Raw genomic sequence first — 12,454 nt, forward strand, 5'->3', positions numbered from 1 at the left:
CCTCTCATACGAACACCCCGCTGATCCCCACTCCTGTAGGTCGGGTTTCAACCCGACAACACCCTCCGATCGAAGGACGGTTGTCGGGCTGAAGCCTGACCTACAGACACGACGCAATAACCGATGTGTTTTGCCCCAAGGGCGCACGCAGTGCGCCCCTACGGGGAGGTATTACCCGAATTTCCCGGAGACGATCATGCTCGACGCAACCCTCAAAGCCCAACTGCAAGGCTACCTGGAACGGCTGGCCGGCCCGATCGAGCTGGTCGCCTCCCTCAACGACAGCCCGGCCGCCGCCGAGATGTTGGAACTGCTGAACGAAATCGCCGAACTGACGACGCGCATCACCGTCCGCACCGACGGCGCGGATGAGCGCGTCCCGTCCTTCAGCGTCGGCAAGGCCGGTGAAACCGCCCGCGTCCGCTTCGCCGGCATACCGCTGGGTCACGAATTCACTTCGCTGGTGCTGGCGCTGCTGCAGGTCAGCGGCTACCCGCCCAAGGTGGAAGCGGAACTGATCGAACAGGTCAAGGCGATGGACACCGAACTGAACTTCGTCACCTATGTCTCGCTGAGCTGCCACAACTGCCCGGACGTGGTGCAGGCGCTGAACCTGATGGCGGCGCTGAACCCGAAGGTCACCCACACCATGGTCGACGGCGCGCTGTTCCAGGCGGAAGTCGAGGCCAAGAACATCATGGCCGTGCCTGCCGTGCACCTGAACGGCGGCAACTTCGGCTCCGGCCGCATGACGCTGGAGGAAATCCTCGCCAAGGCCGATACCGGCGCGGAAGCACGGGCGGCGAAGCAACTGAGCGAGAAGGCCCCGTACGACATGCTGATCGTCGGCGGCGGCCCGGCGGGCGCGGCGGCAGCCATCTACGCCGCGCGCAAGGGCATCCGCACCGGCGTGGTCGCCGAGCGTTTCGGCGGCCAGGTGATGGATACGATGGGCATAGAGAACTTCATCTCGGTGAAGGAAACCCAGGGCCCGAAGCTGGCGGCGGCGCTGGAAGAACACGTCAAGAGCTATGACGTCGACATCATGAACACCCAGCGCGCGGTCAAGCTGACTGGCGGCGACCTGGTGACGGTGGAACTGGCTAACGGCGCGACGCTGCGTGGAAAGACGGTGCTGATCGCCACCGGCGCGCGCTGGCGCGAGATGAACGTGCCGGGCGAGAAGGAGTACCGCGGCCGTGGCGTCGCCTACTGCCCGCACTGCGACGGCCCGCTGTTCAAGGGCAAGCGCGTGGCGGTGATCGGCGGCGGCAACTCCGGCGTGGAAGCGGCCATTGACCTGGCGGGCATCGTCGAGCACGTGACGCTGATTGAATTCGACAGCCAGCTGCGCGCCGATGCCGTGCTGCAGACCAAGCTGCGCAGCCTGCCGAACGTGAGCATCGTCGTCTCGGCGCTGACCACGGAAGTGCATGGCGACGGCCAGAAGATGACCGGCCTCAGCTACACCGACCGCGTCACCCAGGAAAGCCGCAAGCTCGACGTGGCGGGCGTGTTCGTGCAGATCGGCCTGCTGCCCAATTCCGACTGGCTCAAGGGCACGCTGGCGCTGACGCCGCGCGGCGAGATCGAGGTAGATGCGCGCGGCCAGACTTCGCTGCCGGGCGTGTTCGCGGCGGGCGACGTAACCACCGCGCCGTACAAGCAGATCATCATTGCCATGGGCGCTGGGTCGAATGCGGCGCTGGGGGCGTTTGACCATTTGATCCGGTCGGGGGTGTAAGCCTCCCCGTCACCACTGCAGGTCGGGCTTCAGCCCGACCCTGTCCTTCGATCGGAGCGCATTTACTCCATATACTTCAGCGACATCGGTTTCTTGCTCTGGGTGTATTCCTCGCTGCTGCTGACCCGTTGCAGGCCCAGCAAGACCTGATAAGGCGCGTTACGCTGAACGTAATTGGTCGCCCAGGTCGGCGCCGTTCCACCCGGATCGATATACCCTTCCACATCCAGTTTCCATTTGCTTTCCGGCAGCGGCGTATAGGTGGTGGTCATGTTGAAACCCGGCATGCGCACCAGGCCCGGCTGCGGCGGCAGGTAATCGGGTGCGGCCGCGATATTGAGCCGGAAATAACCGCGACGGGGGCTGTAGGGGTCGATGTTCAGGTGCACAACCACATCCCGGTCCGGCAGTCCGGGCGGAGCGGAAAAGACCTGATAAAAGTACACTTCCGTCGGCGAGACCTGCTTCAGCACCTTCGACTGCTTCATCTTGAAGTACCAGCGCGGGTAGTTTTCAAAATCGAAGGTGGCGCGGGCGATGGCTTCCAGCGAGGAGTCCATCACGGCCTCAACCTTGAACGAGCGGATACGCTTGCCGTCCTCGCGCTTGGACCAGGTCTTGATGTGGTGATACTTGTCGTTCTTGACTTGCTGCCATTCGTTGCTGTCGCTGGCGCGCAGTTCGTCCAGTTCTTCGTTGGCCGCCCAGGCGATGCCTGACGTCAGCAGGGAGACACAAAGCAAGTGACGCAAGAGGGATGGTGCGTTGAGCATGGTTCCGCCCGTTTTTTTTTATGATTGTCTGGCTGAGATTAGGCTTTTTTCCACGGGAGTCAAGAGCGGAGGCCGTCCCCGCCGGGACGCTGTCATCCCGCGCATTCATCCCGATAACCGATATGCCCGATCTCGCCGTCAGCCCGGCCATAGCCGCCCCTCCCCACTCGCCATACGATCGTCCAATTACTTAGCCACCCGCCCGAGGACGACCCCATGCCCCCCGCCATCCCCTACACCGGCAAGCACGGCCGCGTCGCCATCGTCGACGGCGTGCGCACCCCCTTCGCCCGCATCGCCACCCACTACCGCGACCTCAACGCCATCGACCTGGGCGTGCTGGTGGTCAAGGAACTGGTCAGCCGTAACAACCTGAACCCGGCCGATCTGCAGCAACTGGTGTTCGGCATGACAGTGATGATCCCGGAAGCGCCCTTCATCGCTCGCGAAATCGCCCTCGCCTGCGGTTACCACAAGCTGGATGCGTACTCGATCACCCGCGCCTGCGCCACCAGCTTCCAGACCACCGCCAGCCTGGCCGACAACATCCTGAGCGGCTACACCGACCTCGGCATCGCCGGCGGCACCGATTCCACGAGCAGCGTGCGCATCCCGCTGTCCGGACAGCTCAGCGCCACCCTGCGCGACATCAACTTCGCCAAGACCACCCAGGACAAGATCCGCCTGCTGGCCGGGCTGAAGGTGAAGGACCTGCTGCCGCAACGGCCGTCCATCACCGAATACTCGGTGGGCGAGACCATGGGCGAAAGCACCGAGAAGATGGTGAAGAAATGGGGCGTCGGCCGCGCCGAGCAGGACGACCTGGCCCATGCCTCGCACAGCAACGCCGCCCGCGCCTGGCAGGAAGGCCGCCTCGACCGTCAGGTGATGGGCGTGCGCCTGCCCGACGGCCGCACGGTGAAGGAAGACAACCTGATCCGCATGAATTCCGACCGCGCGAGTTATGACAAGCTGAAGCCGGTCTACGACACCTCCGGCAAGGGCACGGTGACGGCAGGCAACAGCAGCCCGCTGACCGACGGCGCGGGCGCGCTGCTGCTGATGAGCGAGGAACGCGCCAAGGCGCTGGGCTACAAGCCGCTGGGCTATATCCGCTCCTACGCCTTTGCCGCCCGCGACCCGCGCGACGACCTGCTGATGGGGCCGGTGCTGGCAGCGCCCATCGCCATGGACCGCGCCGGTCTGGCGCTGGGTGACCTGACGCTGGTCGACATGCACGAAGCCTTTGCCGGGCAGGTGGCCTGCAACCTGCGCGGGCTGAACGATGCCGCCTACCTGAAGGACATGATTGGTCGGGAGCAGGCGCTGGGCGAGGTGGATCGCCACAAGCTGAACGTCAACGGCGGCTCGCTGGCCTACGGCCATCCGTTTGGAGCGACCGGCGCGCGGGTGATCATGCAGATGCTGTACGAACTGCAACGGCGCGGCGGCGGCATCGGCCTGACCACCGCCTGCGCGGCAGGCGGCATTGGCGCGGCGATGGTGCTGGAGACGGAGTAACGGCCGCGCTTGCTTTCCCTCCCCCATCTGCTATCGTGCGCCGGTTTTTCCACCACCGGCGCACGTCTTGAACCACTACGACCTCATCATCCTCGGCGCAGGCGCTTCCGGCCTGATGGCCGCGCTCACCGCCGGACAACGCGGCCGCCGCGTGCTGGTGCTGGACCGCAGCAACAAGGTCGGCAAGAAGATCCTGATGTCCGGCGGCGGCCGCTGCAACTTCACCAACCTCTTCGTGGAACCGGGCAACTACCTGTCCGCCAACCCGCATTTCTGCATCAGCGCCCTCAACCGCTACACGCAGTGGGACTTCATCAGCCTGGTCGAGAAGCACCGCATCCCCTACCACGAGCGCAAGCACGGCGAGCTGTTCTGCGATGACTCCGCCAAGGACATCCTCGACCTGCTGCTGGCGGAATGCGAACGGGCGAAAGTGACGATCAAGGCCGCCTGCGAGATCACCGCCGTCAGCGCGCCCACCGACGCCAGGCCGAGCGAACGGTTCCACCTGCAAACGACGCTGGGCGAATTCCGCTGCGAATCGCTGATCGTCGCCACCGGCGGCCTGTCGATTCCGACTTTGGGCGGCAGCGGCTTCGGCTACACGCTGGCGAAGCAGTTCGGCCACCACGTGCTGCCCACGCGCGCCGGGCTGGTGCCGTTCATGTTCAGCGACGGCTTCAAGGCGGTGACGGAACGGCTGTCCGGGCTGGCGGTGGAAGTGGCGCTGAGCAACGAACTGGCGGCCTTCACCGAGAACATCCTTTTCACCCATCGCGGCGTCAGCGGCCCGGCGGCGCTGCAACTGTCGAATTACTGGCTGCCGGGCGAAAGCATCCGTGTCGACCTGTTCCCGCAGGAGAATATGGCGGACTGGCTGAAGGCGCAGAAGAAAGCACACCCGAAATCACTGTTGCGGACGCTGCTGCACGAGCGGTTGGCGAAAAGCCTGGTAACGGAACTGCAGGCGCTGCTATGGCCGGAGCTGGCGGAAACGCCGCTGGCGCAATGGACCGACGCGGCGCTGGAGCAACTGGGCGGCCAGCTGAACGGCTGGACGCTGAAGCCGTCCGGCACCGAGGGCTACCGCACCGCCGAGGTGACGCTGGGCGGCGTCGACACCACGGAACTGTCGTCGAAAACCATGGAAAGCAAGAAGCAGCCCGGCTTCTATTTCGTCGGCGAAGTGATGGACGTGACCGGCTGGCTGGGGGGCTTCAATTTCCAGTGGGCCTGGGCGTCCGGGCATGCGGCGGGACTTTTCGCCTGAAAATCGGCGACGACACCGGCAAGGCCGCTTGACAGGTTTCGGCCGACGGCACTAGCGTAAGGCATACGCCACACGCTCACCTGACGGGGACATTCCCGATGCGCTACCTGATCGCCTTGACGCTGCTATGCTCCCTGACCGCCCACGCGGAAGTCTTCATGTGCGAAGAGAACGGCCACAAGATTTTCAGCCAGCAGCCCTGCGGCCGCAATGCGCAAAGCCTGACGCTGGACAATGAAGTGCAGAAGATCACCATTCCCGACGAAATTGACGAGGAATACGCGCGGAATATCTGCACCCTGGCCGCCAAGGCCTGGGACAAGGCCACGGTGACCAACCGCAGCGCCTACGACAGCACCACCTATCAGGAGCGCGCGGCCATCGAGGGCATCCATCGCTACATCCGCGACCGCATCGCCAACTACGGTCAGGTCGCCCGCCGGAACCCCTATCTGGAGACCAGTGTCGCGGCGGTTTCACGATCGCTGTGGATGCTGGCGCGCGCCGTGCCCAATCCCACCGCCGATCAGATTGGCGAGTTTACGGATGGCTGCGGCAAAACCGTGATGGAAAGCGCCGCCCGGTTGTACGGCAAGGACAAGAAGGACAAGGGAGCCCCGGGAAAAGCAGCGCCGGGGCTGCGCTCCACCCGCAGCCTGCCGGGCACTTACTGAGCCTCGTCCCCCAGTGCGCGCGCGATGCGCGTGTCCGGCACCAGCCACATCAGCGCCACCGCCACATACAAGGCCTGCGACAACGCCGTCAACTGGAACGCCAGCGGAATGGCCGCCGCATACAGCACGATGGATCCCCGGCCTTTCAGGTCGCGGCCCAGAGCACGCTTCAGCACCGCGCCGCTGCGGTCGGCCCTCATGATCGTCTGCTGCAGGATGTAATACGCCACCGCCGCCATCAGCAGCACCACGCCATACAACGCCGAGGGCGCGGCGGCAAAATGGTTTTCCCCCATCCAGCCGGTGGCGAACGGAATCAGCGACAGCCAGAACAGCAGGTGCAGGTTGGCCCAGAGGATGCCCCCGGAAACCCGCGACACCGTATGCAACAGATGGTGATGGTTGTTCCAGTAGATGCCCACATACACAAAACTGAGGATATAGCTGAGGAACACCGGCAACAGCTCCGCCAACGCCCCCAGGCCGGCCTCATGCGGAACCTTGATCTCCAGCACCATGATGGTGATGATGATGGCGAGCACGCCATCGCTGAAGGCTTCGAGACGGTTCTTGCCCATGCCTGCGCTCCCGGTCAGAAAGACGCCAAGCTTCGCACGAACCGGCGCTCCGGGGAATGCCGGCGTCTCAGGGGCTGATCACTTTCGCCTCCAGCACCGGATTCTGTTTCAGCGCCGCATGACTGACGGCCACAGTTTGCAGCGCGAACTGCGCGGGCAGGCGGTCATAGCAGTTACCGCCCTTGTAGGCGGGCGTGCACAGGTAACGCCCCTGACCAGTCTGGCTGTCATAAGCGGGCGTATCGGCGACATCCACGGTGCCTTGCAGGGAAATGACCAGCCCGCCCATGGCCTCGTTCCAGGTCAGCAGCGGCAGCCGCCAGCTGCGGTCCGCCACCCGCGTCTGCACATACCACGGCGAGGACATCAGCCGCGCCTGCACCGCGCGCAATTCACCCGCCGCCAGCTCATGGCGCGGCGTCGCCTGCAGGGTCAGCAAGCGCCAGTGATTCAGCAGTTTATCTTCCATCTTCGCCGGGCGGCTGATCGGCCGGTACAACTGCTGGTGCAGCGGCGGCACATCACGATCATCGATATCATCCCGGTAGGCATAACCGACCGCGCACTGCCAGTCCTGGCACAGGCGCTCCAGCGGACTGTCCTTGGCCAGGCTGAGCCGCCAGCCGGTACGCACCCCCAAGGTCATCACGCCAGCCCCGGCATCCGTGGCGGAAGTCACTATCTGCGCCTTCACCGGCAGGCCCTGTAGCGAATCCAGCAACGGCGCCAGCCAATCGGGCCCCTCACCGGCAGCAACCGGGGCGGCAAGCGCGCCCCTTTTCGCCTCCACCACGACCGGTCGCCGGGCCAGCGTTTCCAGTTGCTCGCGCAACTGGCGGTTATCCTGTTCCAGCCGCTGCTGCTGTTCCCGGATAGACCCCAGGACGTTAACCACGGCGGGCGGCGCCAGCACGGTTGACGACGGCGCGGCGGACGGAGCGCTCATGGCGGCGACCCGCTCGCGCAACAGGGCGTCATCAACGCTGGCCTTGGCCTGCAACGACAACTGCAGCTGCCCGGACGCCGTCATTTCAAAGCGCTCATACACCACCTCCACCTGAACCACCGCCAGGCTTTCACGGGTCATCTCCTCATCCAGCCGGTCATTGACCAGTTGCGAACGACCGTGGATATACGACCCCGATTCCTGGGCGGCCTGCTGCTGGATGCGCTCGACCGCATGCTGGCGGGCCGTCAGGCGACTGTCGTTGTCTCCCATCAGGTAGGTGGTGGTGTACAGGTGCGACCAGGCCATCGCGGCGTCGGGCGGCAACGCCCCGCCCAGAGCAACGACGGTCAGCAGCCACCATGGCTTGCGCATGTTCATGATTGTTGTTTTCCCGGCAAGAAATCCATCATGCACGGATCATTGCAGAGGCCATGCCAGCCGCGTTCCCTCGTCAAATCAACAACCTATCGTCAGAAAACAAGAATGCCGCCCTAAACGGCGGCATTCGGTGACGGTTGGCGCGGCATTATTTGCCGGTCGCGGAGGACGGCGCTTTCAGATCGGGTAATCCCGGCAAGCGCACCGCCTCGACGCTGCGGTTGCGGTATTGCGGCAAGGCGGCCTGTTTCAACAGGGCGTTGAGGGTGTCTTTCGGCGCACTGGTGGCGATCCAGTTTGACATCCAGGCCGGAATGGCCCCGCCGGGATCGACCAGGGTTTCAAAACTGACGCGGGTGCCGCCGTCCTTCAGCGGCTCGATCACGAAACGGTTGTTGAGTTCGGGCACCCGCACCCGCCCGCGCGACGGTCCGACATAGCCGGGTATCGCCACGGTGTTGATGGTGACAGTGAGGGTTTGCGGATCCTGGCTGGCGGTATTGCGCAACACGGCCTCGCGGTTGTTGACCGGCCACGGCGTGTGGAATTCCATGTAGTAGACCACGTCCGGCCAGGCCGGATCGTGACGGGCGCGCTCGCACTGGAACACCCAGTTCGGCAGGTTGTTGATATCCGCCAGCACGGCCAGGATCGCCGTCATCGGGAACGGCGCATCCACCACACCCTTGAAGGATTTGACGTCGTGCCCGGGAACTTCCCGCACATAGCTGCTGACCTCGCCGCGATGGCGGGCCTGGGTGACCGGCTCCCAGGCCGGTTCGGCCCAGGCGGTGCAGACCGCCAGCAGAATCATGCCGCTGGCGGTTGTTTTCAGGATTCGGTGCATTCCATTCCCCGGAAATTCAGACGCATCACTTTTCAGCATAGGCCAAGTTAGCGAGCATGTCCTCTTTTTCTGGGGTCAACGCATCAAAGCGACGGCTTTCACCTGCGCATAGACAGTCATGCCCGGCCGCAGGCCCAGCTCGTCGGCCGAGCGCCGGGTCACCCGCGCCAGCAGCGGCGCGCCGTCCAGCGACAGCCGCAGCAGCACCCGCGCCGCATCACGATCCGGTCCCAGCTCCTCGATGCGCACCGGCAGGATATTGACGATGCTGCTGCCGGTGGCGCGTTGCAGCGTCAGGCTGACATCGCGCGCCAGCACCCGCACCCGTGCGGGCGCGCCGGGCGGCAAGGGGCTGCGCCCCACCACGAGAGCGTGCTCCCCCACCGCGACCTCGCTCAGGTGATAGGCATCATCATGGCGCAACACCTTGCCCGCCAGCACGACCCCGGCCTCGTCCAGATGCGCCAGCGGCAACGCCGGATCGGTCAGCAACGTATTCGGCTCGCCGCAGGCGCGCACCCGGCCGTCTTCCATCAGCACCAGCGTGTCGGCCAGCCGCGCCATTTCATCCACGGCGTGGGTCACGTACACCATCGGGATGGCCAGCTCGTCGTGCAGGCGCTCCAGGTAGGGCAGGATCGCCGCCTTGCTTTCGGCGTCCAGCGCCGCCAGCGGCTCGTCCAGCAGCAGCAGGCACGGACTGGCCAGCAGCGCACGGGCCACCGCCACGCGCTGGCGCTGGCCGCCCGACAGCTGTTCCGGCCGCCGCGCCAGCAGCTCTTCCAGCCCCATCAATCGCACCGCGTCGTCGAAGGGCACGCGGCGCTGCCCGGCCGGCACGCGCCGGTAGCCGAATTCCAGGTTGCCGCGCACGGTCAGGTGCGGAAACAGTCCGGGTTCCTGAAAGACATAACCCAGCGACCGGCGGTGCGGCGGCAGGAATTGACGATCATCCTGCCAGACTTCCTCTCCCACGCGGCAATGCCCGGCGGCCTGCGGCTCCAGCCCGGCCAGACAGCGCAACAGCGTCGTCTTGCCGCATCCGGAACGGCCGAAAATAACCGTGATGCCGCGCGCGGGCAGGTCCAGCGCCACCTCCAGCGTGAACTCCGGCCGGGCCAGGCGGAAGGCGGCAACGAGGCGTTCAGACAAGCCGCACCCCCTGCCGTTGCCGGTACACCAGCAGCAGCACCGTGAAGCTGAAGACCAGCATGCCGCCCGCCAGCGCGTGCGCCTGCGCGTACTCCAGCGCTTCGACATGATCGTACATCTGCACGGAGACAACCCGCGTCGCGCCGGGAATATTGCCGCCGATCATCAGCACCACGCCGAACTCACCGACCGTATGGGCAAAACCGAGAATGGCGGCGGTGATGAAGCCCGGCCGCGCCAGCGGCAGCACCACCGAGCGGAAGGTGTCCCACGGCCCGGCGCGCAACGTCGCTGCCACTTCCAGCGTGCGCGGCCCGATCGCCTCGAAGGCGTTCTGCAAGGGTTGCACCACAAAGGGCAGCGAGTAGAACACCGACGCCACCACCAGCCCGGCGAAGGTAAAGGGCAGCAACCCCAGCCCCAGCGCCTCGGTGAACCGGCCCACCGGCCCGTGCGGCCCCATTGCCAGCAGCAGGTAGAAGCCCAGCACCGTCGGCGGCAGCACCAGCGGTACCGCCACCAGCGCGCCCACAGGCGTCTTCAGCCACGAACGCGTGCGCGCCAGCCACCAGGCCAGCGGCGTACCCAGCAACAGCAACAGCAGCGTCACCACCGACGCCAGTTTCAGCGTCAGCCAGACAGCGGCCAGATCCTCAGCGGTCACAGCGTGTATCCGGAAGCACGGATGATCGCCTTGGCCTTGTCGCCTTTCAGGTAATCCAGCAAGGCGCGGGCGGCGGCATTGTCCTTGCCGGGATTCAGCAGCACCGCGTCCTGCCGCAGCGGCTCGTACAGCGACGGCGGCACCAGCCAGGATGAGCCGCTGATCTTGCCGTCCTGCCAGACCTGCGACAGCGCCACGAAGCCCAGCTCGGCGTTGCCGGTGCTGACGAACTGGAAGGCCTGGGCGATGTTTTCGCCGGTCACCAGCTTCGGCGACAACGGCTCCCACAGCTTCAGGGCGGTCAGGGTTTGCTGCGCCGCCAGCCCGTAAGGCGCGGTCTTGGGATTGGCGAGGGCCAGATGCGCGAAACGGCCCAGCTTCAGCACCTCGCCGCGCTCATCCACCATGCCGGCTTGCGGCGACCACAGCACCAGCTTGCCGATGGCGTAGGTGAAGCGGCTGCCCTTGACGGCCTGGCCTTCCTGCTCCAGCCGCGCGGGCGTGCTGTCGTCGGCGGAGAGGAAGACGGCAAAGGGCGCGCCGTTGCTGATCTGGGCGTAGAACTTGCCGGTGGCGCCGCTGGACAGCACGGCGGTGTGGCCGGTATCCGCCTGGAAGGCGGCGGCGATTTTCTGCATCGGTCCGGCGAAATTGGCGGCGACGGCCACCTGTACCTCGGCGGCGCGGGCGGTTAAGGCGGTGCAGGTCAGAACAACAGCCAGGGTCAAACGGCGGCGCATGGCAACTCCCGGTCGGGATGGGCAGTGATAACGGGATACTAGCGGGTTCGGCGGATTCTGTCCCTTGGCCGGATGGGGGGTCTCAGCAAGACCTGCCACTGTCTACCACGACGTTTCCGCCGCCAGCGAAATCCCCAGACGCCGGGCGCGGTTGGTATTCAGGCTGTCGGCCAGCCACCGGCAGCGGAAACCGGGATGCGCCAGCGCCACGCCCAACGCGCCGGTCTGCGGCTCCCACAGCAGCGAACCCGTCCATGCGCCGACGCTGTACCCCGCCGACACTTGCCCCAGACGGACATAACGGTTGGCGTCCAGTTGCCAGCCGGCCTGCCAGCGCTCATTCAGCCGATAATCGCCCGACAAGCGGCCGCGCATCGGCAATACCTGCGTGTAATGGGTGTCCGTCGCCAATTGACCGGTCAGCTGATGCGCGGCCGGCACCGCCTGGTAGTCGAATTGATACTGTGTCCGCGGTGCCTGCCGCCAGTGCAGGCGGCCATACACATCATACAGCTGCAGCGTCAGGCTGCGCCGGTCATCGGGCCGCCAGTCGGCGCGCAGGTCGAGGCTGTATCCCCAGCCATCGGGATTACGGGGATGCCAGCCCAGCTTTTCTTCGTAGAGCTGAGGCTCGTCATAGTGATAGTCCACCGCCAGATCCGCGCCCTGAAAGTCAGCGCCGCTGAACCCGGGCTGGCGGAAGCGGGCGCTGCCGCCCAGACCGCCGTCGGTCAGCTTGTAGCCTTGCAACAGGTTGAAGCCTGGCGTCACGGTCAGCCCCGGCCGCCACTGGAAAACCGGGCTCCAGCGCACGCCCAGCGCCTCGGAATAACGGGCGGTGACTCCCAGGCCATAGGCGCGCCCGGTATCGGGGGCCAGACCCTTGGCATAGGCGTTGTAAAGCTCGGCGGTATCCGGGGTGAAATCCAGCAGGTAGTCGTAACGCCACAACAGGCTGACCTCTTGCCCCACATCACGCCGGGTCAACTCCGCACGACCTTGCAGGAAGGCGTGACGACCGCCGGAGAAACGGCCCTGCCAGTGATGCGTGAAGTCCTGGATGGAAACGGGCTCGGCATAGCCGTCCGCGTCGATATGCAGAGAGAGATCCGCCGCAGCCGCCGACAGCGGAACAGCCAACAGCAAACCCGCCAAAGCCATATG

At 65.5% G+C, this 12,454-nt stretch carries 12 protein-coding genes; 4 read left to right on the forward strand and 8 right to left on the reverse strand.

Going from position 1 to position 12,454, the window contains the following annotated elements:
• The first annotated feature begins 196 nt into the window (after positions 1–196).
• A complete protein-coding gene (gene ahpF / locus EV700_RS11420) occupies positions 197–1,744 on the forward strand; it encodes an alkyl hydroperoxide reductase subunit F (protein WP_130413875.1) in 1,548 nt (515 codons plus the stop codon).
• Between the two features lie 62 nt (positions 1,745–1,806).
• On the opposite strand, the gene EV700_RS11425 is transcribed toward ahpF, so the two are convergent.
• A complete protein-coding gene (locus tag EV700_RS11425) occupies positions 1,807–2,517 on the reverse strand; it encodes an SRPBCC family protein (RefSeq protein ID WP_130413877.1) in 711 nt (236 codons plus the stop codon).
• 216 nt (positions 2,518–2,733) lie between these two features.
• Here EV700_RS11425 and fadI point away from each other — a divergent pair, with 216 nt between their 5' ends.
• From fadI to EV700_RS11440, 3 genes are all read left to right on the forward strand, one after another.
• Positions 2,734–4,038, forward strand: a complete 1,305-nt coding sequence (gene fadI, locus EV700_RS11430; RefSeq protein WP_130413879.1) for an acetyl-CoA C-acyltransferase FadI — start codon at positions 2,734–2,736, stop codon at positions 4,036–4,038.
• Positions 4,039–4,105: 67 nt separating this feature from the next.
• The gene (locus EV700_RS11435) at positions 4,106–5,308 is read left to right on the forward strand and encodes a BaiN/RdsA family NAD(P)/FAD-dependent oxidoreductase (protein WP_130413881.1); all 1,203 of its coding nucleotides are present in this window, start codon (positions 4,106–4,108) and stop codon (positions 5,306–5,308) included.
• Between the two features lie 98 nt (positions 5,309–5,406).
• Positions 5,407–5,982, forward strand: coding sequence for a DUF4124 domain-containing protein (locus tag EV700_RS11440; RefSeq protein WP_130413883.1), 576 nt, complete (start codon positions 5,407–5,409; stop codon positions 5,980–5,982).
• Here EV700_RS11440 and EV700_RS11445 read toward each other — a convergent pair.
• From EV700_RS11445 to EV700_RS11475, 7 genes are all read right to left on the reverse strand, one after another.
• Entirely contained in the window at positions 5,976–6,560 is a 585-nt protein-coding gene (locus tag EV700_RS11445) for a TMEM175 family protein (protein ID WP_130413885.1), read from the reverse strand. The genes EV700_RS11440 and EV700_RS11445 overlap by 7 nt on opposite strands.
• Positions 6,561–6,627: 67 nt before the next feature.
• Entirely contained in the window at positions 6,628–7,887 is a 1,260-nt protein-coding gene (locus tag EV700_RS11450) for a hypothetical protein (protein ID WP_130413887.1), read from the reverse strand.
• A 148-nt stretch (positions 7,888–8,035) separates the two neighbouring features.
• Entirely contained in the window at positions 8,036–8,734 is a 699-nt protein-coding gene (locus EV700_RS11455) for an START domain-containing protein (protein ID WP_165391445.1), read from the reverse strand.
• A 75-nt stretch (positions 8,735–8,809) separates the two neighbouring features.
• Positions 8,810–9,886, reverse strand: a complete 1,077-nt coding sequence (gene modC / locus EV700_RS11460) for a molybdenum ABC transporter ATP-binding protein (protein WP_207224655.1) — start codon at positions 9,884–9,886, stop codon at positions 8,810–8,812.
• Positions 9,879–10,550 carry a molybdate ABC transporter permease subunit gene (gene modB / locus EV700_RS11465; RefSeq protein ID WP_242610249.1) on the reverse strand — a complete coding sequence of 224 codons (672 nt, stop codon included), beginning with the start codon at positions 10,548–10,550 and terminating at the stop codon, positions 9,879–9,881. Before modB ends, modC begins: the two co-directional genes overlap by 8 nt.
• On the reverse strand, positions 10,547–11,290 hold the full coding sequence (gene modA, locus EV700_RS11470; RefSeq protein ID WP_130413893.1) for a molybdate ABC transporter substrate-binding protein: 744 nt from the start codon (positions 11,288–11,290) through the stop codon (positions 10,547–10,549). The genes modB and modA overlap by 4 nt, the downstream gene beginning before the upstream one ends.
• 102 nt (positions 11,291–11,392) lie before the next feature.
• Positions 11,393–12,451, reverse strand: a complete 1,059-nt coding sequence (locus EV700_RS11475) for a hypothetical protein (RefSeq protein WP_130413895.1) — start codon at positions 12,449–12,451, stop codon at positions 11,393–11,395.
• Positions 12,452–12,454 lie beyond the last annotated feature (3 nt).

It is taken from the genome of Fluviicoccus keumensis (assembly GCF_004217445.1).
GTDB classification, from domain to species: domain Bacteria; phylum Pseudomonadota; class Gammaproteobacteria; order Pseudomonadales; family Moraxellaceae; genus Fluviicoccus; species Fluviicoccus keumensis.

Excerpts from the sequence above, each read along its gene's own strand:
- ahpF (WP_130413875.1), top strand. The coding sequence starts at position 197 with ATGCTCGACGCAACCCTCAAAGCCCAACTGCAAGGCTACCTGGAACGG.
- EV700_RS11425 (WP_130413877.1), bottom strand. The coding sequence starts at position 2,517 with ATGCTCAACGCACCATCCCTCTTGCGTCACTTGCTTTGTGTCTCCCTG.
- fadI (WP_130413879.1), top strand. The coding sequence starts at position 2,734 with ATGCCCCCCGCCATCCCCTACACCGGCAAGCACGGCCGCGTCGCCATC.
- EV700_RS11440 (WP_130413883.1), top strand. The coding sequence starts at position 5,407 with ATGCGCTACCTGATCGCCTTGACGCTGCTATGCTCCCTGACCGCCCAC.
- EV700_RS11445 (WP_130413885.1), bottom strand. The coding sequence starts at position 6,560 with ATGGGCAAGAACCGTCTCGAAGCCTTCAGCGATGGCGTGCTCGCCATC.
- EV700_RS11450 (WP_130413887.1), bottom strand. The coding sequence starts at position 7,887 with ATGAACATGCGCAAGCCATGGTGGCTGCTGACCGTCGTTGCTCTGGGC.
- EV700_RS11455 (WP_165391445.1), bottom strand. The coding sequence starts at position 8,734 with ATGCACCGAATCCTGAAAACAACCGCCAGCGGCATGATTCTGCTGGCG.
- modA (WP_130413893.1), bottom strand. The coding sequence starts at position 11,290 with ATGCGCCGCCGTTTGACCCTGGCTGTTGTTCTGACCTGCACCGCCTTA.
- EV700_RS11475 (WP_130413895.1), bottom strand. The coding sequence starts at position 12,451 with ATGGCTTTGGCGGGTTTGCTGTTGGCTGTTCCGCTGTCGGCGGCTGCG.